This window comes from Symplocastrum torsivum, from assembly GCF_059505465.1.
Map to the genome: position 1 here is coordinate 1 of NZ_JCACKQ010000018.1, position 24,226 is coordinate 24,226.

Consider the following 24,226-nt stretch of genomic DNA (forward strand, 5'->3'; position numbering starts at 1 on the left):
TAAGTATATTGTCTCATTGACAACAATTACTTTGCCTTAACTTGTCACGAATGGCCTACCACAAACTCTTGGACTTAAATTTTTACAACCCAGCCTAATATGTCGCAGGGCTGGATATCAATAAGACTGTAAATGGAGTGTAAGCCTTAACGTCTTCAAAACTTCTGAAAAGATAATTAAGGCGATCGCATTTGGCACCGACTAAAGCGCGATCGCCTTCATAAGCTGACAGTTGTAAGAGTAAGGCAGTGTCTTACCCTTACGATGGTGTATTGATAATCTTTTTTGAACGTCCACTAGACAAAGGTGAACTGTGATAAATCAATATTTGTTGTGTCTTGCAGTACACCAATCAGCTCCTCCGAACCCGTACCACCTAGGTAGTAAATTCCTGTATCGTAATCCGCCGTGCCAACCCAGTTTGTTTCAAACTCTAGCCGATAATCACTAGAGCTACCATACAGTTGAATGGAATCAATTGAAGCTTCCCAGTCAGTAATTGTGGCGTAGCCAGCCGCATCCTCAACGTAGTATGCGCCCCACCAAGAGTTACCTAGAATAAAATAGTCAGTTCCAGCGCCACCTGTTAAGGTGTCAAATTCTGTACCTAAGCCATAACCATCAAGGTAGTCGCTACCATTGCCACCTTCCAAGGTGTCATTGCCAGAGTTGCCATATAAGCCATCGTCGCCATCTTCACTAACTAAGGTGTCATTGCCATTACCACCTTCTAGGTAGTCATTGCCGCCATAGTTGGTATTTCCGAACTCATCAACATAGTCAACTTCCTCATAAAGGTAGTCGTCACCGTCACTACCATACAGGATGTCATTGCCAAGATCTCCTAGCAACGTGTCACTGCCAGCACCGCCATCAAGGTAATCATCGCCATTCCATCCATCAAGGGTGTCGTTGTCTGCTCCACCATATAAGGAGTCATTGTTATAACCACCATTTAGGTAATCTTCACCAGAACCTCCCTCCAAATAATCATTTTCTAATCCTCCATAAAGGCTGTCATCTCCATCCTCTCCATAAAGGCTGTCATCTCCGCCGTTGCCTAAGAGAATGTCATTGCCCTCACGACCAGACAGAATATTGCTGCCAGAATAACCAACAATCTTGTTGTTGAGGGCGTTACCCGTACCGTCGATATCGTCAGAAATAGTGAGGAACAGGTTATCGACTCTCTCTCCTAGCGTAAAGCTGACTGACGACTTAACGGTATCTACACCTTGGTTAGGATACTCGGTAGCTGTGTCTTCTTGGTTGTCCACAATGTAGGTATCGTTGCCAGTTCCACCGAACATCGCATCGCTACCATTACCCCCATCTAGAATGTCGTTGCCCGCTCCACCATAGAGCGTATCGTTACCTGTTTCATCATAGTCATAGTCATATTCATTATCGCCAAACAGCTTGTCGTCACCCTCTCCTCCATCAATGGTGTCATCGCCAGCTTCGCCATAGATGGCATCGTTAGTGTTACTACCAGACAATGAATTATCAGCAGCATCGCCATTCAAGGTTTGGTCGATGACATCATTATCATTAATAGTGATTACAACCTCGCTATAAGTGCCAGTCGTACTCACCTCAACAAAGCCCATGCCATCACTTTCACTGAAGGTGTAGGTTTCTTGAGTGAAGCCATAGCCACTCTCAGTAATGTTCCAAATAACAGTTTGAGGGACTTCGACTTCGGAGAAATTATTATCAATGATATGGAGAGGTAGCAGAAAAGACTGTCCATCTACCAAGGTAACGTCAGCTAGTGTAGACCACAGTCCATCTGAAGAAAAGTTGTCACCCCATATATCGGAAGGCGGTTGATAATCCCAAGCATTATCGGGACTAACTTCAGCGGAAACAACCCCTGAACCATCATTGTTGTCTACAACAGCATTTCTACGGCGACGTGGACGTGGCATAATCTTATTCCTAACGAAAAGCTATAGTTCAAGATTCAATCTTGGTGAGCTGAAATATCTACTGAAGTAGAAATGATTTAAGAATTCTGTAAAGTAAAAAAAAGGCGATCGCCTCTTCTCTACTCCGCCTTTCTCTCAACAACGAATTTACAGGGCAACGTAAGATTCTCAGACCTTGAGGCAGAAGTTACGCAACTTTCTTACAAAACTTTATATTGATGGCTAATCATGAGAACGTAACGCCTAGATAGTAGACTGGCTCTTGCAGCATCCCAGTAGAGGAGAGCTGTACGCAATCAAGAGCCACTAACTACTAGGTGTAGCCTCAAAGGAGTTCTTATTATGACCGCAGGAAATGACCCCGTTAAGATAATGAAGCAGGAAGTCGGCAAAGCTGCTGCTGCGCTTGTGCAGTCAGGTACGATTGTCGGGGTGGGTACGGGTTCAACCACTGCCTATGCGATCGAGTGATGCATTGATAATCTTTTTTTTAAACGTCCACTAGACAAAAGTGAACTGTGATAAACCTACATTGGTTGTGTCTTGCACCACCCCAATCAACTCCTCCGGGCCTGTACCACCTAGGTAGTAAATTCCTGTATCGTAATCCGCCGTACCAGCCCAGTTGGTTTCAAACTCTAGCCGATAATCACTAGAGCTACCAGACAATTGAATGGTATCAATTGAAGCTTCCCAATCAGTAATTGTGGCGTAGCCAGCCGCATCCTCCACGTAGTAAGCACCCCACCAGTAGCTACCAAGAACAAAGGTATCAGTTCCGGTTCCACCTGTTAGGGTGTCAAATTCTGTACCTAAGCCATAACCATCAAGGTAGTCGCTACCATTGCCACCTTCTAAAATATCGTTGCCAGACCCGCCATATAAGTAGTCGTCACCATCTTCACTAACTAAGGTGTCATTGCCATTGCCGCCATACAGAAAGTCATTGCCGCCAAAGTAGGTATTCCCGTACTGATCAACATAGTCAACTTCCTCATAAAGGTAGTCGTCACCGTCATTGCCATACAGGGTGTCATTGCCAAGATCTCCAAGCAGTGTGTCACTGTCAGCACCGCCATCGAGATAATCATCGCCATCCCAGCCGTCAAGAGTGTCGTTGCCCTCACCACCATACAGAGCGTCGTTGTCCTCACCACCATTTAGATAGTCTTCACCAGAACCTCCCTCTAAATAGTCATCTCCATCCTCTCCATAAAGGCTGTCATCTCCATCCTCTCCATAAAGGCTGTCATCTCCATAGTTGCCTAAGAGAATGTCATTGCCATCAGCGCCAGACAGAGTGTTGATGCCCTCATTACCGATAATCTTGTTGTTGAGGGCGTTACCCGTGCCGTCTATGTTGCCGGAGAAATCAGCAAGGAACAGGTTGTCAATTCTCTCTCCTAGCGTAAAGCTGACTGAAGACTTGACTGTATCTACACCTTGGTTGGGGTACTCGGTAACAGTGTCTCCCAAGTCGTTCACAATGTAGGTATCGTTGCCAGTTCCACCGAACATCGCATCGCTACCTAAGCCCCCATTTAGAATGTCATTACCCGCTCCACCATAGAGAGTGTCATCACCAGATTCGCCATAGATGGCATCGTTATTGCCACTGCCAGTCAAAGAATCATCGGTGGCAACCCCAGTGGTATCTCCATTTAAGGTTTGGTCGATGGCATCGTTATCATTAATAGTGATTACAACCTCGCTATAAGTGCCAGTCGTACTCACCTCAACAAAGCCCATTCCATCGCTTTCACTGAAGGTGTATGTCTCTTGAGTGAAGCCATAGCCACTCTCAGTAATGCTCCAAATGATCGTTTGAGCCTCTTCGGACAAAGCATTATCAATGATTTCGAGCGGTAGTAGAAAAGATTGCCCATCTACCAACGTGATATCAGCTACTGCCCCCCAAGACCCGGTATCACCAAAAGGATCAGCTTGAAACCACATATCCTCAGAGAGTTCATAATCCCAGGCATTATCGGAACTAATTGCAGCGGAAGGAACCCCTGAACCATCATTGTTATCTACAACAGCATTTCGACGGCGACGTGGCATAATTTTATTCCTAAAAGAAAGCTATAGTTCAAGATTCAATCTTTACGAGCTGACATATCTACTGAACTAGAAATGATTTAAGAATTCTCTAAAAGTTGAAAAAAGCGATCGCCTCTCATACATCCCCCTTTACTCTCAACAACGAATTTACAGGGCAACGTAGACTTCTCAGACCTTGAGGCGCAACTTATGCAACTTTCTTACAAAACTTTACATTGATGGCTAATCATGAGAACGTAACGCCTAGATAGTAGACTGGCTCTTGCAGCATCCAGGTAGAGGAGCGCTGTACGCCATCAAAAGCCACTAACTACTAGGTGTACCCTCAAAGGAGTTCTTATTATGACCGCAGGAAATGACCCCGTTAAGGTAATGAAGCAGGAAGTCGGCAAAGCTGCTGCTGCGTTAGTGAAGTCGGGTACGATTGTTGGGCTGGGTACGGGTTCAACGACTGCCTATGCCATTGAATATCTAGGAAATCGCCTCAAGTCGGGTGATCTAAAAGACATTAAGGGTGTGCCAACTTCGTTTCAGGCAGAAGTCTTGGCAAAACAATACGGGATTCCCTTAACGACGCTGGATGCTGTTGACCATATTGATATCGCGATCGATGGTGCTGATGAAGTCGATCCGCAGAAGAACTTGATCAAAGGTGGTGGTGCTGCCCATACTCGCGAGAAAATTGTTGATGCCTTGGCAGACCAATTTGTTGTTGTCGTGGATGGGAATAAATTAGTCGATCGCTTAGGTTCAACATTCTTGCTACCCGTAGAAGTGATACCAATGGCGATCGCACCTGTCATGCGTGCGATTGAAAAGCTAGGTGGAAAACCAGAACTCCGCATGGGCATCAAAAAAGCTGGCCCCGTAATCACCGACCAAGGCAACATGGTTGTTGATGTGAAATTCGACTCCATTGATAACCCTGCTGAACTTGAAAAAACGCTGAATAACATTCCAGGCGTTCTAGAGAATGGCTTATTTGTAGGTGTTGCTGATATTGTTCTGGTTGGCGAAGTCAAAGATGGTCAACCTATTGTCCGAGAAATGTAAGAGTCGTAGAGACGTTCCGTTGGAACGTCTCTTTCTCAAAATGCAACCCAGTTTGAACTGTATGGCGGTATGCAGCACTTTGGAAAGCACAGTAATTTAGATTTAGAGAGGGTTTTGCTGTAGCCGTGTAGATACACAAAGCCAGTTCTAGGTTCAAAGCGTGTTTATGACGATGCAATACCGAAGATTTGGGCGTACAGAGTTACAAATGCCAGTGTTTTCTTGCGGTGGCATGAGGTATCAGTTCAAGTGGCAGGATGTCCCAGAATGGCAAATTCCCAAAGATAATCAGCAGAATCTAGAGGCGACGATTCGTAGAGCTGTTGAAGTTGGTATTAATCATATTGAAACGGCGCGTGGGTATGGGACTTCAGAGGTTCAGCTAGGGCGAATTTTGCCGACATTTCCTCGTGAACGGTTAATTGTCCAGACCAAGATTAGCCCAACTTCAGATTCCAAAGAGTTTCAACGTACTTTTGATAAGTCACTGGCGAATCTGAAACTAGACTACGTTGACTTATTAGGGATACACGGCATTAATACTCCTGAATTGCTGCATGATAGTGTCCGTCCGGGTGGTTGTGTCGATGTAGCGCGGCAGTTGCAAGCCCAAGGAAAGGTGCGATTTCTTGGCTTTTCCACGCATGGGCCAACGGACGTGATTGTCAAGACGATTGAAACGAATCAGTTTGACTACGTTAACCTGCACTGGTACTACATCAATCAATTGAATTGGGCTGCTATTGAAGCGGCAACACGCCATGATATGGGTGTCTTTATCATCAGTCCTTCGGATAAGGGAGGGATGCTCTATAAGCCGCCACGAAAGCTAGTGGAACTGTGTAAACCGCTTAGCCCAATGGTGTTTAATGACTTGTTTTGTTTAAGCCATCCTCAGGTGCATACGTTGAGTTTAGGGGCATCACGACCAACGGATTTTGATGAACACTTGAAGGCAGTAGAGTTATTGGATCGGGCTTCGGAGATTTTGCCGCCGATTTTGGTGCGTCTAGAGGAAGAAGCGATCGCAATTCTAGGAGAAGATTGGGCTAAAACTTGGCACGTCGGCTTACCGAAGCCAGAAGAAACGCCAGGAGGTTTAAATATCCGGGTGATTCTGTGGTTGAGGAATCTTGCTGTTGCCTACGACATGATTGAATACGGAAAAATGCGGTACAACATGTTGGGTAATGCGAGTCACTGGTTCCCCGGTAATAAAGCAGACCGAGTGAGAGGATTAGACTTACGACAATGTTTACGGGAGAGTCCTCATGCTGACAAAATTCCCACCCTTTTGGAAGATGCTCATCAATTATTAGGTGGTCAAGAGGTTAAACGCCTATCCCAGCAGTAACTAGTTCGCTCGTTTACTAAGCGTCAAGTGGAGTAATGTACAAACAAAAATGTTTTATGTTTCACTACCAGTTTTCCTTAGTTGAGGGGTTTTAACTTCTTTAACTGATGCTTTCCGGATGTAGAGACAGTGACGGATGCTATGGCTAATGGGTGTTGTGAAGGCTTCAATTGACTGAATCTCGCCACCTAACGGTTCAAGAACTGGTTTTAGGGTTTCGGTTTCTTCATCTGTCCAATGCCCTCGATAGAGGATGGCTAAACCACCTTTTTTTAGGAGTGGTAATGAATATTCAGCGCAGACGGATGCAGGTGCAACAGCTCTCAGGAGTGCTATATCGTAAGCTTGTCGATGTTGTGGTTGTTTGGCGATCGCTTCTGCTCTCCCTGTTAATGTCGTAGCATTTTTGAGGTCTAGTTTAGCGATGAGCGTTTCGAGAAAGGTGATTTTCTTGCGGGTGGAATCGAGTAAGGTAATGGCAGTATCGGGAAATGCGATCGCCACAGGAAATCCTGGAAACCCTGCACCTGTACCAATATCAATAATTTTTGATGTTGGACTAATCTCACATTTACCTTCTGATTCCTGACTCCATACACCCCGCAAAGAATCCCATAAGTGTTTTTCCCAAAACTCCACAGGTTCAGTAATGCGGGTCAGATTTAACTGCTGGTTGCCTTCTAAGATTCCTTCATAAAGCTGCTGGAATAATTGCTGCTGTTGAGTCGTTGGCTGCCAACCTAGTGTTTGCTGCCAGATGTGTACCATCTCCGGTAACATCAATAGTTCAAGTTCACTCATGGGGGATTGTTCGCTGCTCAAGATTAGACAAATACGGGTAGGCTAAGTTCAACCTTGTTTCAATCTGACATGTTATAGCAATCAGTAGTTAGCTTTGGGCGGTCAGCTTTGGGTCAAATCGCCTCTAGCTAAGGAACGCTCTTCTCCCGTTAATGTCCTAACATTCGTGGCTACTGCTATAAAAAGCTGTTCTCACTGCCTTGGGTCAAATTATTGCGATCGCTTTTCGGTTCAAAGAGTCTCCTCTAGATAGCTGCAATACCTTGATAAGGTTTGCCCACCACAAAGAATAAACGTCTCTTCCCCTACTCTCACTTTTAAGAAAGCTTTCAGATTCATTAGCTATACTGACATCCTCAAAAAGTGTTGAATATATACGCAAGGTTCTTCTAAAGAAGACCACTCCCTACTTTCAAATTTGCCAGTTGTGGCTTGACTTGCATGAAAAATCTTTTCCTCGACCTTCGCCAGCGCCAAACTCGTTTCCAAGTTACTGGCAAATTCATCACACTCAGCGTATTGCTAGGGCTACTGAGTACCCTCAGTACACCTGTCAAGGCTCAACCGCTAGTTACACCTTTAGTCGCTCAAGCCCAAAGCACTTCTACAACAAATCCTGTAGAAACACAATTGCAGGGACGATGGGAAGTGGAAGATCCATCGGGTCAGAAGCTTACGTTGATTTTCGCGCCAGAGGGCAAATTCTTTATGCTTTTGCCTTTAGTCCCTGATTCTCCTGTTGCCCTACCATTTGGCTATCGAATTGACTCAACTGTGCAACCCATGCACATTGATGTGCTTTTGCCAGAACAGAATGAAACGGTAATGACTATTTTTGAGCTGACTGATGATGGTCAGCTACGTTTGCAATTGAGTGATACAAACCCTGGACAACCCAGACCTACGGCGTTTACAGATGGGGCTGTCTTACTTCAGAAGATTTCTGAGGAAACAACAGTGCCGTCGGGGGTTCCAGTTCTATCTGACATTGAGACACCAGCAGAACAAGAGCAAGTTATAGCCGACCTTGAAACACAAGCTAGGGAGGCACGAGAAGCAGAAGGCAAACTGATGACTGGGGCGATGAACCGCGCACAACAGGCTTTTTACCTCGAAAATGAAAAATTTGGTACAGCAATTGAGGATTTAGGTATCGGCATTAAACCGGAAAGCGAGAATTATCGCTACCAAATTGTGCCTCAAGGCAATCAGGCTCAGAGTGTGATGATGACAGCCCAAGCCAAACGTCCTGAACTTAGAAGCTATACGGGTACAGTATTTGTCGTCAAAGATGGTGATGATCTTCTTACTGTTGCAGGGATTTGTGAAACGGACACACCTTCATCAACTCCTCCAGCGATGCCAACCGCTCCTAGTAAGACACAGGGCAGGTGGATGATTCAATGTCTCGCAGGTTCCCATCCATTAGAACGATAAATAAGGCGGCATGAATACCAATCCAACGCTAGCTGATTCTACTCCTTGCCTGATTTCACCAACTGTTCCGACCGTAGGAGCAAAAGGACAACCATTGAAACTAGGGATTATGGCTTCGGGAAGTGGCAGTAACTTTGAGGCAGTGGCTGATGCGATCGCATCCCAACAACTGAACGCCGAGATTCAAGTCCTAATTTACAATAATCCCGGTATCAAGGCAGTAGCGAGAGCCGAGCGTTGGGGGGTTCCGGCTGTCCTACTCAATCACCGAGACTACAAGCGCCGTGAAGACTTGGACACAGCAATTGTCGAAGTCTTTCGGCAGTACAAGGTGGAGTGGGTAGTGATGGCAGGCTGGATGCGCTTGGTAACACCTGTACTCATCAATGCCTTTCCTGACCGAATTATTAACATTCATCCGAGCTTATTACCCAGTTTCAAAGGCGTAAAAGCTGTAGAACAAGCAATTGAAGCAGGTGTCAAAATTGCGGGTTGTACTGTTCACCTGGTACGCCTAGAAGTTGATAGTGGTCCAATTTTGCTACAAGCGGCTGTCCCGGTTTTGCCAGACGATAGGCCAGAAACCCTCCACGCTCGTATTCAAGTCCAGGAACATCGAATTTTACCGCAAGCGATCGCACTAGTGCAGCGCGGCAGAAGTTTGTAACCACTTCCCAGCGACAAGGGGGACAAGGGAGAGATTTTAGCGGGTCACTTATTTCCGCTATGCTGCACTAGCCAGACAATTATTTAATGGTTGACGGTTGACGAAATTCAAATTCAACCAACAACCAACAACTAATAAGGGACTTGCGGGAAAATAGAATACCAGCCACTCTAGAGAAGAGGAAACAAAAAAGGCGACGCTCCTGCTCCAATCACACTTGACTCTTTCTCAGGATGATACTCGACGCAACCGTTAAAGCTACGTTCAAGGATGCCAGTGAAAAACTTACGGGATACCGTAAACGAGACTTCATAGCCAAGGTCACCGAAGATTACTTCGATGGGTCAGCGCGCAAAGCGGAAACCATCATGGGGTGGAATCGCCAGAGTGTACAACTGGGGTTAAATGAACGGCGAACAGGACTCCAATGTGTAGATAACTATCAAGCCAGGGGACGACACAAAAGTGAACAAGTGCTGCCCAACCTAGAAGCAGATATCCGTTCTTTGGTGGACACGCAAGCCCAAGCCGACCCAAAATTGCAATCTACATTTTTATATGCGCGTATCAGTGCCAGAGCAGTACGAGAGGCATTAGTGAGTGAAGCTGGCTACACAGAGTTATCCCGATATCTCAGAATGGGTGATTGACCTTGATGGTGGTGCAGCAACTCGTAGTGACCGAACGCAATTTATCAAACGCATGGTTGAACTGCTCCATTGCGATTGATGTAAAAATCCGACTGATTTACTATCCTCCTTACCATAGCAAGTACAATCCCATAGAACGCTGTTGGGCTGCCCTAGAAAATTATTGGAACGGCGCAGTTTTAGACTCGCTTGAAGCTGCTATACAATGGGCTGCCAACATGACTTGGAAGGGCATTGCACCAATTGTGCATCACGTCGAAACCATCTATGACAAAGGCATTAAAGTCCTACCAACTGAGTTAGAACAGTACCATCCTTTCTGGCAGCGTTCTGAGACATTGCCCAAATGGGATATCACGATTGTCCCCGGTTGATTGGTACCTTATTTTCTTGCAATTCCCTAACCATCATCTAAGCTTCAACTTGCCTATTTTTTAGTTTCCACAGGTAACTAGAAACCAAATTTGTAACGACATGAGCCACAATCGGGACTAACAAATTGCCAGTTGCCAAGGCGCTCAATCCTAGCAACAATCCGACGACTGATGCCCAAGCGACATAGGGCCATTGTTGGGGGCTACTGAGGTGCAAAACGCCAAACAATAAACTGGAGGCAAGTAAGCCTGTGGCATTCAAGCCAACTGCTGGTAACATTACGCCTCGAAATAACAATTCTTCGCTCATGCCAGGTAGTAGCCCTAGCCAAATGATGTCTGGTAATACTAAAGGCTTCAGTACCAACTGTAGGTAAAAGTCTGCGCTTTCGCGGTAAGCCGGCCAAAGGCGATAAACTAAGCTACTTGCCCCACTAATTGCTACCGCTAGACCCAACCCTAAAAGGATTGCATCAACAGTTCCGCGTAAAGGGAGGAGGTTAACGGAGCCGAGACGCAGCCATAGCTTGGCAACGATTAATAACACGGCAGCCGTTACACCCATCGCAATTAAAATTTGGGTGCGCGTCAGGGGTTCAATTTCAGGATTATCAGGAAGCTGTTTTGCCACGAACAGATAAGCAGTGCAAGGACGAGAGAGATGGGCTGAGGGCATCAGCACTAATACCGGCACGATGAGTAACCAGATAGCCTAGCGCCTCTAAATACGAGTGTACTCTGATTGCCTTAATCCCTAAATGTTCCGGGGGAACTTGCATGGAAGTTTGGTTTTCCTCAACGGCAATAATTTGCGATCGCGATTGGCTCAAACTCAACAAAGCACTGCCACCACAAGCACTTGCGGGGACAACGACAGCATCTACATCCGTTGCCCAGATGTCTCCAGATAGAGATGTAACGTTTGATGTCTTGTCAACAAACTGGGGCGCACGACTTAACCCAACGAGAACGCAGGGTAAAAAGGTATAGCCCAATTCTTCAGCGGCTGAACGAGGTGATAAGTCAGGGTCAAGCGGTAGAGGCGTGAGTGCGGGGGCGTGAGCGCAAGGGATTTGAAAAGTACGAACAATCAGGTGGCTAATGACGGCTTCGGCACCTGCAAGAGGGTCTACTCCCTGTCCATGTCGATAAGCGACGAGAGCTTCACTACCAGAATCATCGGGAAATCGAGCAACAACTGCGATCGCTTCTGCCCTTGCCTGATGAATCAATACATCAGCGGCTCGTAGTAAGCTGTCAGGATTCCCTATTGTGCCCCAACTCGCTCCCGATGCGGCTGTCCGCAGTTCTACGTTTAAGGGAGCGTCTGTCACCACATAATCTGTAAGATTTAACCCTAGTGTCGCTCTGGTTGCGTCTGCTGCCTGGATGTGCCTTAATCGCAAGTCTGGTTCAATTCCTTGGTCAAGGATTAATCCTACTCGATTTTGATGCCTGGGTTGTAATCCCCAGCATCCAGCCGCGAATTTGTCAAGTCCGTAGCCTTCTACATACAGCGCATTGGGTAAGTTCCAGTACAACTGGGCACCATTGAGGACGTTAGGGTGGGTAATGAGGCGATCTGAGCAGGATGCGATCGCTTTTGCCACGGGTAGCGCATCTCCCGCATAGCCACCAATAGCTGCTCCAATCCCAGTCGGAATGATTAAAACAACGGTGTAAGGACGCTGATTCACGCTTCGCTAGAAGCCTCTTGTGCTACTGTTACAATCGCTTCCACAGACACTTTCTGCTGCTCGACATCCACATCTGTTATTGCCCAGCGTAGGGGTTCACCTCGTTTTTGGAGTTCGGCTTCAATGCAAGCCTGTAACTCCGTTGGTGTCTGTTGTAGGTCAATTTCTGCCGTGATGAAGTGTGTTGTCATTGGCTTCGTGTTGTATTTGTAAGTTTAATTAGTGTATCAATCACTAGCAGTGCCGTCAGCTAGCAACTACTCGTATTTTTTTTAATAACCTGTATTTTTAGGGCTTGAGTGTAAACATTTAGTTAGATCCAACTGACAATTGCAGTTATTGCAAATTATTATGCGATCGCAAGTCTAACGTTTGCATTCTACGCATCAACCTCAACGACAATCAAACCAACCCTTATAGGGTAAAGGATAGATGTGAGATGGAACATCCCTCTCTGCTCAAGCAAGTGATGCTGCAATTTCAGGATTCTTTTAAACCCCTTCATGAAGATTTATCAGCGGCTCTCCTCACTCCTGATAAACACTTATGGGTTGGTTCAGATGAGACAACGACGCTTGAACGTCTAACATTTGATGATGATACTTATACTTTTACTAATCATCAGCATATTGATCTTGGACAGTTTATTGAATTACCAGCAGGCAAGGATGAAGAGATTGATATTGAAGGGCTAGCTTATGCTGATTACTACCTCTGGGTTGTCGGCTCACACAGTTGGAAACGCAAAAAGCCAAAAGAAGATAAAAAAGAACAAAAGAATGTTGAACGACTGGCAACTGTAGCCTCAGAAAAAAATCGTTATCTGCTTGCTCGTATCCCCCTTGTCAATGGCGAGTTATTCAAATCCTGCCCCCATCCGGAGAATCCCAATGAGCAGCTAACAGCCGCTAACTTAAAATTCACTGAACGGGGCAATTTATTAATGGATGCTCTGGACTCAGACCCCCATCTTCACCCCTTTATTCTTGCTGAAATTCCTAGCAAAGACAATGGCTTTGATATCGAGGGTATCCTTATTTCCAGAGAAAAAGTTTTTATTGGGATGCGAGGACCAGTACTCCGAGGCTGGGCAATAATTCTAGAGTTAGAGTTAGAGCTTGAAGCAAACAATCCAACAACTCTACAGTTAAAAGAAATAGGAGATGTAGGTAAACTCTACAAAAAGCATTTTGTCAAGTTAAATGGCTTAGGGATTCGTGATTTGTGTGTAGATGGTCAAGACTTATTAATCCTCGCAGGACCAACAATGGATTTAGATGGTCCTGTTAAGCTTTTTCGGTTGCCAAATGGGTTCAATGAACTAGGCAAAAGCCTCTCTTGGGAACCTACACCAATCCTCGACTTACCTTATGGCGAGGGCAATCATCATGCAGAAGGCATCACGCTATTTGATCCAATTTCCCAACAGCCGTCTATTTTAGTTGTTTATGACTCACCTTCTCCAATAACACATCTAGAAGGTGCTACTGTTCTTGCTGATATCTTCCTATTAGGTTAGGCAGAATACTAATAATGAAGTGCCGCAGGTTAACGACACTTCATCTAACAAATGTTTTGAAAGGAGTTCAGAAGTTCAGCTTGGGACAAGTGAAATAGGGATTCTAACTCTACCTCACACGCACCACCACTGAAAGAATTTTAGTGGGGGATTGCAACCCTTGCTCCTTCTCGGCACCAGAAGTTTAGTTTATCCAAAGTTCAGGAGAATTCTGAACTGAACACAGCCACGTCTGTATTCTTCTTGTTCAAGGCTTACCAAACTGACGTTGGTACACAATCTCTTCTTTTTCTGTCTCAATTTTTAAGTTAGAACGCGGATAGGCAACACATAGTAGTGCGTAACCTTCTTCTTGAAGTTCGGGACTGATACCCATCCCGTCGCTTTGCTCGACTGTTCCTTCTAAGATCTGTGCAGCACAGGTGGTACAAACTCCTGCGTTGCAGGAACTCGGTAAATCTATGCCAGCGGCATAAGCAGCCGAGAGAATCTGTTTATCCTCTGGTACTTCTATAATGTGGGTTTTCCCTTCGTGTTGGATTTCGACAGTATAAGTCTTCGGCATGAATGGCAGTGGTGTAGGTACAGTTCTCCTACACGAAAATACTTGTGAAAATCGTGGTGGAGCATATGGAATTAGATTTTACTGTAAACCTGATCGAGATAGCATAACGAGTTTGGCTTCAGCTAAAAAAAAGCTAGAGCGATCGCTCTAGCTTCATCATGTTGTCTCTACTTATCTATACTGATTTAAATAAAATTGTGTAAATGACCTTTTATACACTTATTTATCAGGTTGATTCAAGTTTAATCACGCTCTATTAAAAATACATTCGAGAAATTACTGGCACATCTCAATGTTCTCGAAAAAAGCATCCGTAGTTTCCCTAAGCCTTTCTACACATCCTAGTTCTGCTTTAATCAAAATCTGTTGGCAAATCAGGCTGGCGGTGATGCTCAAAAAGCCGTGTGATTTGAGTGGGGACAATGCGAGTGAGAGATAGTTCTGGAAGCTCATGCTCCCGAAAAAACTCTACTCCGTCCGTTTCTATATTTTGTTTAGGGGAGCCACCAATTAGTTCACACTGAATAAAAAGCTGGTAAGTATGATGTCGTGAAGGAGGATATTCGTACTTATTGCGATCGCAAACTGCTAGCATCTTAGTAGCGCGTGTCTCATAGCCTGACTCTTCATACACTTCTCGGACGACGGCTTCACGCACAGACTCACCAACATCAGCCCATCCCCCTGGTAATGTCCAACAACCATCAGCGCGTTCCCTTACTAACAAGATAGTATCGTCACGAAATACGGCACCCCGCACAACGACTTTAGGCGTTGCATAGCCGATTTCGTGAGCAAAAAGATCGAGGACGTAGCTAGGTTCTACGTTGGAATAGGTGGCTAAGATTTCTGCTGCGAGCGCTTGTAGTGCCTTGTAGCGTTCCCTATCAAAAACTCCATCAGTGTAGGTAAGACCATTTTGTGCGATCGCTTGTAGTTGTTTCCCCCATTCCAGCCATCTCAAATCCACAAGTTTCTCCTAGCCTGAGCCAAGCAATATCTTGGCAAGATTTTAACTCTTGAACTGGAAGTCCTGCGATGACGAAAAATAAAAACTGGGAGAAAGTATCCCCCAGTTCTTGCAATTGTACTAAACGCTTACGAAGGCACTAGTACAGCGCGACAGAAATAACCCACCCGTTCAAAAAGGTTAAAAAGCTTATTGTACAACCTTTCTTTCCTTCCGCCTTCTGCCTCCTATCTTCTGCCTTCTTGCACTAGACTAATTCGGCTACACGAAAACCTCAGAGAGATTGTTAGTCAAGGTGCTAGCTTGTGTCCCAACCACAACGGCTAGGACATCTCCGAATGCCGAGATCTCAGCACCATTTGCGCCTTGAGTGATAGTCAGGTTGCTCGTATTGGTAGGGCTAGTCAGACTACCCACCCTGAAAGTAGTTTGACCAAGCTGGAAGTTGTTGATAGTATCAGCTTCTCCAAAAAAGTCGAATTGCAGGACAACTATATCCTCACCGCCCCCAAGGAAGATCGTGTCACTACCAAAGCCACCATCAATGAAATCATTGCCAGAGCCAGTGTAGATGGTGTCATTGCCCGAACCACTAAAGCCCCCCAAATCACCAAAGACAGCATTATTCCCCTCACTGGCGTAGATCGTATCGTTACCAAAGCCACCAAAAATCGTATCACGCTGCGAACCGCCATAAATAAGGTCGTCGCCATCGCCACCCCGGAGATTGTTGACACCCTCGCTGCCGAAAATCGTGTCATTGCCACCAAAACCCTGAATCCTATCGTTACCGACAGTGCCAAAAAGGGTCTCGCTGTCTGATGTTCCGGTGCTCACTGAATCGAATTGCACGAAATTGAGACCGATTGAGCCTTCATTTCCAGAAAAGCCATCAACAGCAATTTGGTAGGTTGTTCCGGCTGTAGCTGTAAAGGTAACCTGGCTTATCAGACTAATGCTATCGTCGTTGCCTGCGATCGTAGATAAGCTGTTGACTGCTGAACCCGTATAGACGGCTAGGCTGGTGTCATAATTACTACCAATCGTGTCAATTGTGACTTCTCCAGATTCTGGAGCTGTCCAAGTCCACCAAACGGACTCTATAGGAGTAGACACTCCAGCATGGTTAGGTTCGCCAGGTTCTCCTGTAGCCCCCACATTAGTACCTGTGGTATTGGCTGAGTCACCGTTCAAAATGATTCTGTTAGCGAAATTGTCATTTACAGGAGGCATTTTTTTTCTCCGTTAGCTTAGAAGTTTTTGAAATGATGCCACCTCCAAAATCTCCAGCAAGACACTCTTCAACAGGGTTATGAAGCCATGCCATATGGGTATCGAGGAGGCAAATTGCTTTGGTCTAGTTTCAGAAAAGTTCTGTATCTACTTATACGTTCTATTTAATATAGATTACGTTAAGTTAGTTTAAGTTTCTATAAACTGAAGCCTAACTTGAACTTCAAAATTAGAGCCAAAGCTCTTTAAGTTCCTTCGGAGCGAATGTAGTTTCATCATGCTTGATGTGAGCAATCACTCATGAAGGTCTTGCATTATTTCGATAACTAGGAGTACCGCTTTCTTGAGAATGTAAAGGGAGGTTAGTAGGCAAAGACTTGTTGGCAAAATTTAAGGATTTATTTCTGTAAACAGAACAGATATCTTTTTACGAATCTTCATCGTTCAAGCTATCAATAGTGGCTTGACAGCAACAGCCATTAATAATGTGCGAGTTTCCTAACTACGACAAAGCGCCTGAGTTACCCCAAGCGCTTTTAGCAGTTTATTAAAAATAATTTGGTTAGTAATCTAACCTAGTGCTTCCGCACCGCCTACAACTTCCAGGATTTCCTGAGTAATTGCTGCTTGCCGTGCCTTGTTATAAGACAACGTGAGTGACTTCACTAAGTCTGAGGCATTATCGCTAGCGTTGTTCATCGCCGTCATCCGGGCAGCTAGTTCACTCGCCGCTGACTCTTGCAGTGCCCGCAGCAATTGGTTGTTCAGATACAGTGGCAAGAGAGCGTCCAGAATTTGCACTGGGTCTTGCTCAAATATCATGTCACGAGGGAAGCTACGCTGTGTTGCTGTGACTTTCTCCCGTGTCACCTCGAAGTCGCCACCACGAGTCGTCAATCTAAAGATTTCATCGTCTTGTACTTCTAGTCCTTGTGCCGTCAGCGGCAGTAGGGTTTGAATTACGGGACGAGAACTAATCAAGGAGACAAACTTCGTGTAGACCAACTCAACCCGGTCTACAGATTCTGACAGGAACAAAGAGAGCAATTCATCGGCAATCATTGATGCCTCTGCTGCTGTGGGAATCTGCTCCAAGCCTGTGTAGCTGGCACTAATCGGTTGGTCACGGCGTTGGAAGTACTGGAGGGATTTGCGCCCGACTAACACGTACTTGTAGTCGATTCCATCTTTCTGGAGTTCCTTAGCGCGGTTTTCAGCACGACGGATAACGTTGGTATTATAAGCGCCACACAGACCCCGATCGCCTGTAATGACGAGTATGCCAACTGTTCCGACTTCCCGTTGCCTCAGTAGGGGTAAATCAGCCTCTTCAAACTGCAGACGGTTTTGTAAGCCGTAGAGAACTCGTGCCAAGCGGTCGGCAAAAGGGCGGGTAGCCGTTACCTGTTCCTGAGCGCGACGCACTTTGGCAGCCGCGACGAGACGCATGGCTTCAGTAATTTTTCTGGTATTTTTGACCGACTGAATGCGATCGCGAATTGATTTTAGATTAGGCATAATCTTGTTGTTTGTTGTTTGCTGTTTGTTGTTTGTTGCTTGTTGTTAGAGTTTTTTCCTAACAACAAACAACCAATAACCAACAACTAGTTACACCGATACGAGGAAGGTCTGCTTGTATTCTGCGATCGATTCCTTCAGAATGCCTTCCGCCTCATCATTGAGCTGCTTCGTATTCCGAAGGATGTCCATGTACTGCGGCTTGCTGGTTTTCAAGTATTCACGCAGCCCTTTGGCAAAGTCGGCGACTTTCTCAACAGCAATGTCATCCAGATAGCCATTCAGACCTGCATATACAACAGCCACTTGCTCAGCTACTGATAGCGGTGAGTATTGAGGCTGCTTCAAGAGTTCCCTCAAGCGCTGACCTCGTGCCAACTGGTCTTGCGTCGCCTTGTCTAAATCTGAAGCAAACTGAGCAAAGGCTTGCAAATCATCAAACTGCGCCAGTTCCAGCTTCAATTTACCCGCAACCTTCTTCATTGCTTTGGTTTGCGCGGCAGAACCCACTCGTGATACAGAAATACCAGGGTTAACGGCTGGACGCAAGCCAGAGTTGAATAAGTCTGAAGTTAGGAAGATCTGACCATCCGTAATCGAAATCACGTTGGTGGGGATGTATGCCGAAACGTCACCCGCTTGGGTTTCAATAATTGGCAGAGCCGTCATGCTGCCTCCACCCAGGTCATCACTCAGCTTTGCCGCCCGTTCGAGTAAGCGTGAGTGGATGTAGAAAACGTCTCCAGGATAAGCTTCGCGACCGGGTGGGCGACGTAGTAGCAGAGACATCTGGCGATAAGCTTGCGCTTGCTTAGAAAGGTCGTCGTAAATGATTAGAGTTGCCTTACCCTTGTACATGAAGTATTCAGCAATTGTCGCCCCTGTGTAAGGAGCTAAGTACTGAAGAGTGGCAGGGTCGTTGGCATTCGCAGCAACCACAATTGTGTAATCTAATGCGCCTCGTTCCTGAAGCACATCCACCACCTGGGCAACAGTAGACGCCTTCTGACCAATCGCGACGTAAACACAAATAACGTCTTCCTCTTTCTGGTTGAGGATGGTGTCAACGGCAATGGAGGTTTTTCCAGTTTGGCGGTCACCAATAATCAGCTCTCGCTGTCCCCGTCCGATTGGAATCATTGCGTCAATAGCGGTGATTCCCGTTTGCATCGGTTCATGAACTGAACGTCGTGCGATAATCCCTGGAGCCATCGATTCGATTAGACGCGATTCACTTGACTGAATGTCTCCCTTACCGTCAATCGGACGAGCTAGGGCATCGACTACGCGACCAATCAAGGCTTCTCCCACTGGCACCTGGGCAATCTTACCAGTCGCCGTAACGGGGCTACCTTCTTGGATGCCGCGACCATCGCCCATCAATACGGCACCGACATTGTCTTCTTCCAAGTTGAGGGCAAGACCAACCTCACCATCTTCAAACTCAACCAATTCCCCAGACATGCACTTGTCCAAGCCATAAATCCGGGCAATGCCGTCACCAACTTGTAAGACGGTACCAACGTTAGTGGGCTTAACGTCTTGGTCGTATTGTTCAATTTGCTGCCGAATAATACTGCTGATTTCGTCGGGTCTAATGCTAATCATGTCAATTGTTAGTTTTTAGTTTTTAGTTGTTCGTTGGAGTCGAGAGGCAATGTGTCTTGTTTTCTTCTAGCCCCTAGGTACTACTGCTCAGGCGCAGACCAATACGACGTAGTTGTCCTCGCAAACTAGCATCGATTACCTGAGACCCTACTGTGATGATGACACCACCAATTAATTCTGGGTCAATTTTTGTATCCAGTTCTACCTGCTGGGCACCCGTCATGGCGGTTACTTTCTCTCGAACTGACTGCTGCTGAGATTCTGATAGTTCTACCGCTGAAGTGACTTCGGCGAGAACTGTCTGCTTCAACTTTCGTAGAAGAGTTTGATACTGCTTGCAGATTCCTTCTAAGAAAATGATGCGCCGCCGATCAATCAAAATATTCACAAAATTCTTGGTGTAGGGGTCAAATTGCTCCCCACCAATTCGTTGCAGTACGGCTTTCTTGTCTTCAGCTTTCACAATTGGACTGCTTAAAAACTCGTCCAACTCCGGTGATTCTTTCAACAGATTCAGTAAGGCTGCAACATCCTCACCAATACGCTCTGTCTTGTCACTGGACTGAGCCAGAGACATTAACGCATCTGCGTAAGGCTCTAGTATCTGACCACTCACCAGACTTCCTTTCACGATCCACCTCCCAGTAGAGCGATGCTGCGGTCAATTAATTGTTGTTGAGCAGAGTCATCTAAGTGATCTTGAAGCTGCGACTCAACTCGCTGCATCGCCATCGCTGCGACTCGCTCTCGAAGTTCTGCGATCGCACGTTCTCTGTCTGCGTTCAAATCCTGAGTCGCGGTTTTTCTAACGGCTTCAACATCTTTAGCTGCCTTCTCTAAAATCGCCGCTCTTGCTGCCTGGGCGTTTTCTTCACCCTTGGCTCGGATTCTCTCCGCCTCGGCTTGGGCTTGTGCTAATTTCTGCTGAGCATCTGCTAGAGAAGCAGCAGCCTCTTTCTGCCGTTTTTCGGCATCTTGAATCGCTTGTTCAATGTTTGAGCGTCTTTCTGATAGGGTTTTACCTAAAAATTTACGCCCAAAGAAAAATAGTACCCCGATAATGATTACGAGGTTAATCAAGTTGGTTTCTAGAAGGTCAAAGTTTAGACCCAAACCTCCTTCTGAACCGCCTTCCGCTGCGACTTCTGCCGCTGCGGTAGCCAGGAATGAGAAAGTACTCATAATATCCATATACAACTCTTGAAGATTGAGTATTGCAAATACTTTTGAAGGATACACGGAAGGCAAAAATAACGTTGCGATTAACGTTTCTAGGAAACATAACTGTCCTACTACCGCAACGGGCAATCTGATGAGAAACGGTTTAGTAATCTAGGGGGGCGTGTGAAGCAAAGCTATTCTTTAGGAAGTCGCTTACTTTTATTGCCTATTTAGAGCCTCGTTTATAGCAATGCCACTTTCACACCGCCACAGGCTTGTATCACACCCACTGCTAAAACGCTTCCACAAGATAATGCCAGCCATCACTTGCTTTACTTAACCAACTCTCGTCCCAAGAGTTTTTCGAGAATCTGGCGACTCAAGGCATCCACTTCTTGTTCAAGGGACGTTAGTGCCTCAGCTTTTTGCTGTTCAATCTCTCGTTGGGCTTGCTCTCGTTGTGCCTGAGCCTCAGCTTGAGCTTGAGCTATTTTTTGAGCCGCAACTTTCTGGGCATCTGCTTGTGCTGCCGCGATTGTCGCTTGCGACTTCCGGCGAGTTTCTCCTAGCTCTTGCTCATACTGCTTGGCTAGATTCTCTGCCTTAGCTAAACGTTCACGCGACTCCAACAAATTCTTGCGGATATAGTCATCCCGTCCATCAATTGACTTGCTCAATGGTTTGTAGAACACTACATTCAACACCACCACCAAAAGCAAAAACTGTATTGCCATTATCGGCAGGGTGGCATCAAAATCAAACAACCCCCCTTCTTTGGCAGCTTCGGTAGCAGCTTCAGCTGTTTCGACAGCCAGTAAAATTGTCCAATGTGTCATCATTATTTTCAGATCCCACGGCTTAAAAAAGGTCAGCTACTCAGTTGGGATGGGGATACTTTTGGTATAAATTGTGTCAACTTTTCCAGCGCTCAGACTCCATTATTTTGGTAAGCTGAGCGCTGAAAAAGAACCCTACTATTACGAGAAGGGGTTAGCAAACAGCAGGACGAGGGCGACGACCAGACCGTAAATTGTTAGCGCTTCCATGAAGGCTAAGCTCAACAGCAGCGTACCGCGAATTTTTCCTTCGGCTTCTGGCTGGCGTGCGATTCCTTCTACTGCTTGACCAGCTGCATTTCCCTGACCAATGCCAGGACCAATAGCAGCAAGACCAACAGCCAGAGCAGCAGCGATAACGGAAGCAGCAGCAATTAATGGGTCCATCTTGATTTTCCTTAAATTAACTAAACAACTACAGGTTAGACTCCTACCTCGAAAAATCCGCTTCTAAGGCGGACTAATGATAGGAGGTGAGCCAAAACTGAAACATCTTTAGAGTGAGGCGAACTTCACTCATGATGCTCTTCGCCATGATCCTCCATTGCCTCTCCGATGTAAGCGGCTGCCAAAGTGGCGAAGATGAGCGCTTGAATGGCGCTGGTAAATAAGCCCAGTGCCATGACCGGTAGAGGAACAAACAAAGGAACTAGAAACACCAGCACTCCCACTACCAGTTCATCCGCCAAGATGTTTCCAAACAGACGGAAGCTCAGGGAAAGAGGTTTGGTGAAATCTTCCAAAATCTTGAAAGGTACCATGATTGGTATCGGTTGGGCGTAACCAGCAAAGTATCCTAAACCCTTTTTGCTCAAGCCAGCGTAGAAATACGCTAAGGAAGTCAGTAGGGCAAAGGCAACTGTTGTGTTGATGTCGCTTGTTGGAGCTGCTAACTCCCCTTCTGGCAGCTTAATCAGCTTCCAAGGAACAAGTGCCCCAGACCAATTTGCCACAAAAATGAACAAGAATAGAGTACCGACAAAAGGTACCCAAGGGCGATACTCTTTCTCACCAATCTGAGTTTTTGCCAAATCCCGGAGAAATTCCAGAGCATACTCCATAAAATTTTGGATGCCGCTAGGAATTCTCTGGATATTTCGAGTTGCTGCAATTGAAGCCGTGACGAGAATGGCAATCACAAACCAAGAGGTAATGAGAACCTGCCCGTGTACTTTCAAATTGCCGAGGTGCCAGTACAAATGCTGACCAACTTCTAATTCAGCAAGTGGCAAAGAATTCAAAAGCGAAAAACCATTTATCATTTCCATTCCGGAGATTTCCCCAGATAGCTGTCATAAGTGGAACGGGCTTAGCTGACTAACAACTTAACCTACTTAGAAGTAGGAAGCAGTGTGCTTTGCAGTACATAGACGATGAGTGCGGCTTTGTAAGTCAGAAATCCTAAAAATATGGGCAAAATCTGCAATTTTTGCCATTGAGTGGCAACGATAAACAGCCCAATAAAAATTGCGAACCGGGCAGGACTCGGACGCCTTTTTTGTTGACCTAGCCGCTCAACGTCTTTAGCCAACATTCTCAAGTAAACCACACCTGTGCACGCCCCGATCAAATAATTCAAGGCAATGTCAAGCGAGTAAAAAATCCAAACAGAGATAAAGATGATTCCTGCCAATGTAAGTGTGACCAACAACAACGTTTGTTTGAGTTGGTAGAACTCCTGCATGGAGGAACTCATTGGGGAGGGTGGGGAACTCGCTTGAGAAAGTTCCTCTGTTGCCGATGTCGGTTGAGGAGAGTCGTCTGACAAGTTCACAGGTAGCAGCAAAAGCAATTCCAAAAAGTTGGCTTGTATTCAACAAGTCCTAGGTAATCATACCACGCAGTAGTAACAATACTTAAAAAATAGTTAATGTTCGGTATTTTTTTCCCAATCAAAGCGACTAACCTAAATTGACACAATCAGTTACTGATAAGGCGATCGCATATTTTTAAGTTTCAGTTTCATCACCATTACTTTCAAATAGTATGCCGTTTGATAGAGACGTATAAGAGCAACCTCACGTAGATTGATTCTGTGGCTTTACAAAACGTAGCATTTAGGAGGTATTGGTTCATGAAAAGTCGAACTCAGTTGCTAGTTGGCATCCTTGGAATGAGTGCCTTCATCAGTCTCCCTGCATTCGCTACACAAAACAATCAACTTGAGCGCTCATCCAGTGGAACCTCTGTCTACACAGCAGATGCTACTCCGGCTTCACCCGCCCCAGAAGCCCAAACTGGTACAACGCCGAATTCTTCCCTAGAACCTGCACCACAAGTTGCACCACCCGCTGCAGCACCCGCCTCACCAGAAGCGTCATCAGCAAGCAACAACATCGTAGAAGCGGCGACTGACCAATTCAAAACTCTTGCCAAAGCGATTGATGCAGCAGATTTAGCAGAAACCTTATCCTCAGAAGGACCTTACACCGTTTTTGCTCCTACCGATGAAGCCTTCGCTGCATTGCCAGAGGGAGTATTAGAACAGCTACTACTGCCAGAAAACAAAGAAATCCTTGTACAACTGCTGAGCTATCATGTGGTTCCCGGTGCAGTGACAAGTTCTCAAATCCAGTCAGGAGAAGTTGAAACTCTTGCTGGAGAGTCGTTAGCTGTACAACTTGGTACAGATGGTACAGTCGCCGTCAACAATGCAAAAGTCACTCAAGCTGATATTCAGGCAAGCAACGGCGTTATTCATGCGGTTGACCAAGTGATTCTACCTCGACAAGCTCTACTGGAATTGGGAGTACCACAGCAAGTTACTCAGAACAAAAATTAAGCTTAC

26 protein-coding genes are annotated in these 24,226 nt (G+C 45.8%); 9 read left to right on the forward strand and 17 right to left on the reverse strand.

Annotation, left to right across the window (positions count from 1 at the left end; all coding sequences use genetic code 11):
• Positions 1-296 precede the first annotated feature (296 nt).
• Complete coding sequence (locus tag AC5JL3_RS06305; protein WP_496073665.1) at positions 297-1,931, reverse strand: calcium-binding protein; 1,635 nt, start codon at positions 1,929-1,931, stop codon at positions 297-299.
• Positions 1,932-2,273: 342 nt separating this feature from the next.
• On the opposite strand from AC5JL3_RS06305, the gene AC5JL3_RS06310 reads away from it, so the two are divergent.
• Positions 2,274-2,402 carry a hypothetical protein gene (locus AC5JL3_RS06310; RefSeq protein ID WP_496073666.1) on the forward strand — a complete coding sequence of 43 codons (129 nt, stop codon included), beginning with the start codon at positions 2,274-2,276 and terminating at the stop codon, positions 2,400-2,402.
• Positions 2,403-2,432: 30 nt separating this feature from the next.
• Here the strand turns inward: AC5JL3_RS06310 and AC5JL3_RS06315 are convergent, their stop codons facing one another.
• Positions 2,433-3,995, reverse strand: coding sequence for a calcium-binding protein (locus tag AC5JL3_RS06315; protein WP_496073667.1), 1,563 nt, complete (start codon positions 3,993-3,995; stop codon positions 2,433-2,435).
• A gap of 342 nt (positions 3,996-4,337) precedes the next feature.
• Here AC5JL3_RS06315 and rpiA point away from each other — a divergent pair, with 342 nt between their 5' ends.
• Positions 4,338-5,048: a ribose-5-phosphate isomerase RpiA gene (rpiA, locus tag AC5JL3_RS06320; RefSeq protein ID WP_496073668.1), complete on the forward strand. Its 711-nt coding sequence runs from the start codon at positions 4,338-4,340 to the stop codon at positions 5,046-5,048.
• Positions 5,049-5,220: 172 nt separating this feature from the next.
• The gene (locus AC5JL3_RS06325) at positions 5,221-6,402 is read left to right on the forward strand and encodes an aldo/keto reductase (RefSeq protein WP_496073669.1); all 1,182 of its coding nucleotides are present in this window, start codon (positions 5,221-5,223) and stop codon (positions 6,400-6,402) included.
• 54 nt (positions 6,403-6,456) lie between these two features.
• Here AC5JL3_RS06325 and rsmG read toward each other — a convergent pair whose 3' ends face one another.
• On the reverse strand, positions 6,457-7,203 hold the full coding sequence (gene rsmG, locus AC5JL3_RS06330; protein ID WP_496073670.1) for a 16S rRNA (guanine(527)-N(7))-methyltransferase RsmG: 747 nt from the start codon (positions 7,201-7,203) through the stop codon (positions 6,457-6,459).
• Positions 7,204-7,644: 441 nt separating this feature from the next.
• Here rsmG and AC5JL3_RS06335 point away from each other — a divergent pair, with 441 nt between their 5' ends.
• The 4 genes from AC5JL3_RS06335 (at position 7,645) to AC5JL3_RS06350 (ending at position 10,331) form a co-directional block, all read left to right on the forward strand.
• The gene (locus AC5JL3_RS06335; RefSeq protein WP_496073671.1) at positions 7,645-8,640 is read left to right on the forward strand and encodes a type IV pilin-like G/H family protein; all 996 of its coding nucleotides are present in this window, start codon (positions 7,645-7,647) and stop codon (positions 8,638-8,640) included.
• Between the two features lie 10 nt (positions 8,641-8,650).
• A complete protein-coding gene (purN, locus tag AC5JL3_RS06340) occupies positions 8,651-9,307 on the forward strand; it encodes a phosphoribosylglycinamide formyltransferase (RefSeq protein ID WP_496073672.1) in 657 nt (218 codons plus the stop codon).
• A gap of 233 nt (positions 9,308-9,540) precedes the next feature.
• Positions 9,541-9,957 (forward strand): hypothetical protein, encoded by a 417-nt coding sequence (locus AC5JL3_RS06345; RefSeq protein WP_496073673.1) that lies wholly within the window; start codon positions 9,541-9,543, stop codon positions 9,955-9,957.
• 26 nt (positions 9,958-9,983) lie between these two features.
• Positions 9,984-10,331, forward strand: coding sequence for an ISAzo13-like element transposase-related protein (locus AC5JL3_RS06350; RefSeq protein ID WP_496073674.1), 348 nt, complete (start codon positions 9,984-9,986; stop codon positions 10,329-10,331).
• 37 nt (positions 10,332-10,368) lie between these two features.
• Here AC5JL3_RS06350 and AC5JL3_RS06355 read toward each other — a convergent pair whose 3' ends face one another.
• The 3 genes from AC5JL3_RS06355 to AC5JL3_RS06365 are packed head-to-tail and all read right to left on the reverse strand — an operon-like array spanning position 10,369 to position 12,219.
• The gene (locus AC5JL3_RS06355) at positions 10,369-10,962 is read right to left on the reverse strand and encodes a CPBP family intramembrane glutamic endopeptidase (protein ID WP_192220516.1); all 594 of its coding nucleotides are present in this window, start codon (positions 10,960-10,962) and stop codon (positions 10,369-10,371) included.
• Positions 10,943-12,028 carry a DUF3326 domain-containing protein gene (locus AC5JL3_RS06360; protein ID WP_496073675.1) on the reverse strand — a complete coding sequence of 362 codons (1,086 nt, stop codon included), beginning with the start codon at positions 12,026-12,028 and terminating at the stop codon, positions 10,943-10,945. The genes AC5JL3_RS06355 and AC5JL3_RS06360 overlap by 20 nt, the downstream gene beginning before the upstream one ends.
• On the reverse strand, positions 12,025-12,219 hold the full coding sequence (locus AC5JL3_RS06365; RefSeq protein ID WP_496073676.1) for a DUF8621 family protein: 195 nt from the start codon (positions 12,217-12,219) through the stop codon (positions 12,025-12,027). The genes AC5JL3_RS06360 and AC5JL3_RS06365 overlap by 4 nt, the downstream gene beginning before the upstream one ends.
• 248 nt (positions 12,220-12,467) lie before the next feature.
• On the opposite strand from AC5JL3_RS06365, the gene AC5JL3_RS06370 reads away from it, so the two are divergent.
• On the forward strand, positions 12,468-13,547 hold the full coding sequence (locus AC5JL3_RS06370) for a DUF3616 domain-containing protein (protein WP_496073677.1): 1,080 nt from the start codon (positions 12,468-12,470) through the stop codon (positions 13,545-13,547).
• Between the two features lie 247 nt (positions 13,548-13,794).
• Here AC5JL3_RS06370 and AC5JL3_RS06375 read toward each other — a convergent pair whose 3' ends face one another.
• From AC5JL3_RS06375 to AC5JL3_RS06425, 11 genes are all read right to left on the reverse strand, one after another.
• The gene (locus AC5JL3_RS06375) at positions 13,795-14,112 is read right to left on the reverse strand and encodes a 2Fe-2S iron-sulfur cluster-binding protein (RefSeq protein WP_192220512.1); all 318 of its coding nucleotides are present in this window, start codon (positions 14,110-14,112) and stop codon (positions 13,795-13,797) included.
• Positions 14,113-14,464: 352 nt separating this feature from the next.
• A complete protein-coding gene (locus tag AC5JL3_RS06380) occupies positions 14,465-15,082 on the reverse strand; it encodes an NUDIX hydrolase (RefSeq protein WP_496073678.1) in 618 nt (205 codons plus the stop codon).
• A gap of 261 nt (positions 15,083-15,343) precedes the next feature.
• A complete protein-coding gene (locus tag AC5JL3_RS06385) occupies positions 15,344-16,315 on the reverse strand; it encodes a calcium-binding protein (RefSeq protein ID WP_496073679.1) in 972 nt (323 codons plus the stop codon).
• A 570-nt stretch (positions 16,316-16,885) separates the two neighbouring features.
• A complete protein-coding gene (locus tag AC5JL3_RS06390; protein WP_496073680.1) occupies positions 16,886-17,833 on the reverse strand; it encodes a F0F1 ATP synthase subunit gamma in 948 nt (315 codons plus the stop codon).
• A 90-nt stretch (positions 17,834-17,923) separates the two neighbouring features.
• Positions 17,924-19,441 carry a F0F1 ATP synthase subunit alpha gene (atpA, locus tag AC5JL3_RS06395; RefSeq protein WP_496073681.1) on the reverse strand — a complete coding sequence of 506 codons (1,518 nt, stop codon included), beginning with the start codon at positions 19,439-19,441 and terminating at the stop codon, positions 17,924-17,926.
• A 73-nt stretch (positions 19,442-19,514) separates the two neighbouring features.
• A complete protein-coding gene (gene atpH / locus AC5JL3_RS06400; RefSeq protein WP_496073682.1) occupies positions 19,515-20,072 on the reverse strand; it encodes an ATP synthase F1 subunit delta in 558 nt (185 codons plus the stop codon).
• On the reverse strand, positions 20,069-20,623 hold the full coding sequence (locus AC5JL3_RS06405; RefSeq protein WP_242058613.1) for a F0F1 ATP synthase subunit B: 555 nt from the start codon (positions 20,621-20,623) through the stop codon (positions 20,069-20,071). The genes atpH and AC5JL3_RS06405 overlap by 4 nt, the downstream gene beginning before the upstream one ends.
• A 311-nt stretch (positions 20,624-20,934) precedes the next feature.
• Positions 20,935-21,438 carry a F0F1 ATP synthase subunit B' gene (locus tag AC5JL3_RS06410; protein WP_496073730.1) on the reverse strand — a complete coding sequence of 168 codons (504 nt, stop codon included), beginning with the start codon at positions 21,436-21,438 and terminating at the stop codon, positions 20,935-20,937.
• Positions 21,439-21,579: 141 nt separating this feature from the next.
• Complete coding sequence (gene atpE / locus AC5JL3_RS06415) at positions 21,580-21,825, reverse strand: ATP synthase F0 subunit C (RefSeq protein WP_190641179.1); 246 nt, start codon at positions 21,823-21,825, stop codon at positions 21,580-21,582.
• A 125-nt stretch (positions 21,826-21,950) separates the two neighbouring features.
• A complete protein-coding gene (gene atpB, locus AC5JL3_RS06420; RefSeq protein ID WP_496073683.1) occupies positions 21,951-22,706 on the reverse strand; it encodes a F0F1 ATP synthase subunit A in 756 nt (251 codons plus the stop codon).
• 62 nt (positions 22,707-22,768) lie between these two features.
• Entirely contained in the window at positions 22,769-23,212 is a 444-nt protein-coding gene (locus AC5JL3_RS06425) for an ATP synthase subunit I (RefSeq protein ID WP_496073684.1), read from the reverse strand.
• A gap of 300 nt (positions 23,213-23,512) precedes the next feature.
• On the opposite strand from AC5JL3_RS06425, the gene AC5JL3_RS06430 reads away from it, so the two are divergent.
• Complete coding sequence (locus tag AC5JL3_RS06430) at positions 23,513-24,220, forward strand: fasciclin domain-containing protein (protein ID WP_496073685.1); 708 nt, start codon at positions 23,513-23,515, stop codon at positions 24,218-24,220.
• The last annotated feature ends 6 nt before the right edge of the window (positions 24,221-24,226 follow it).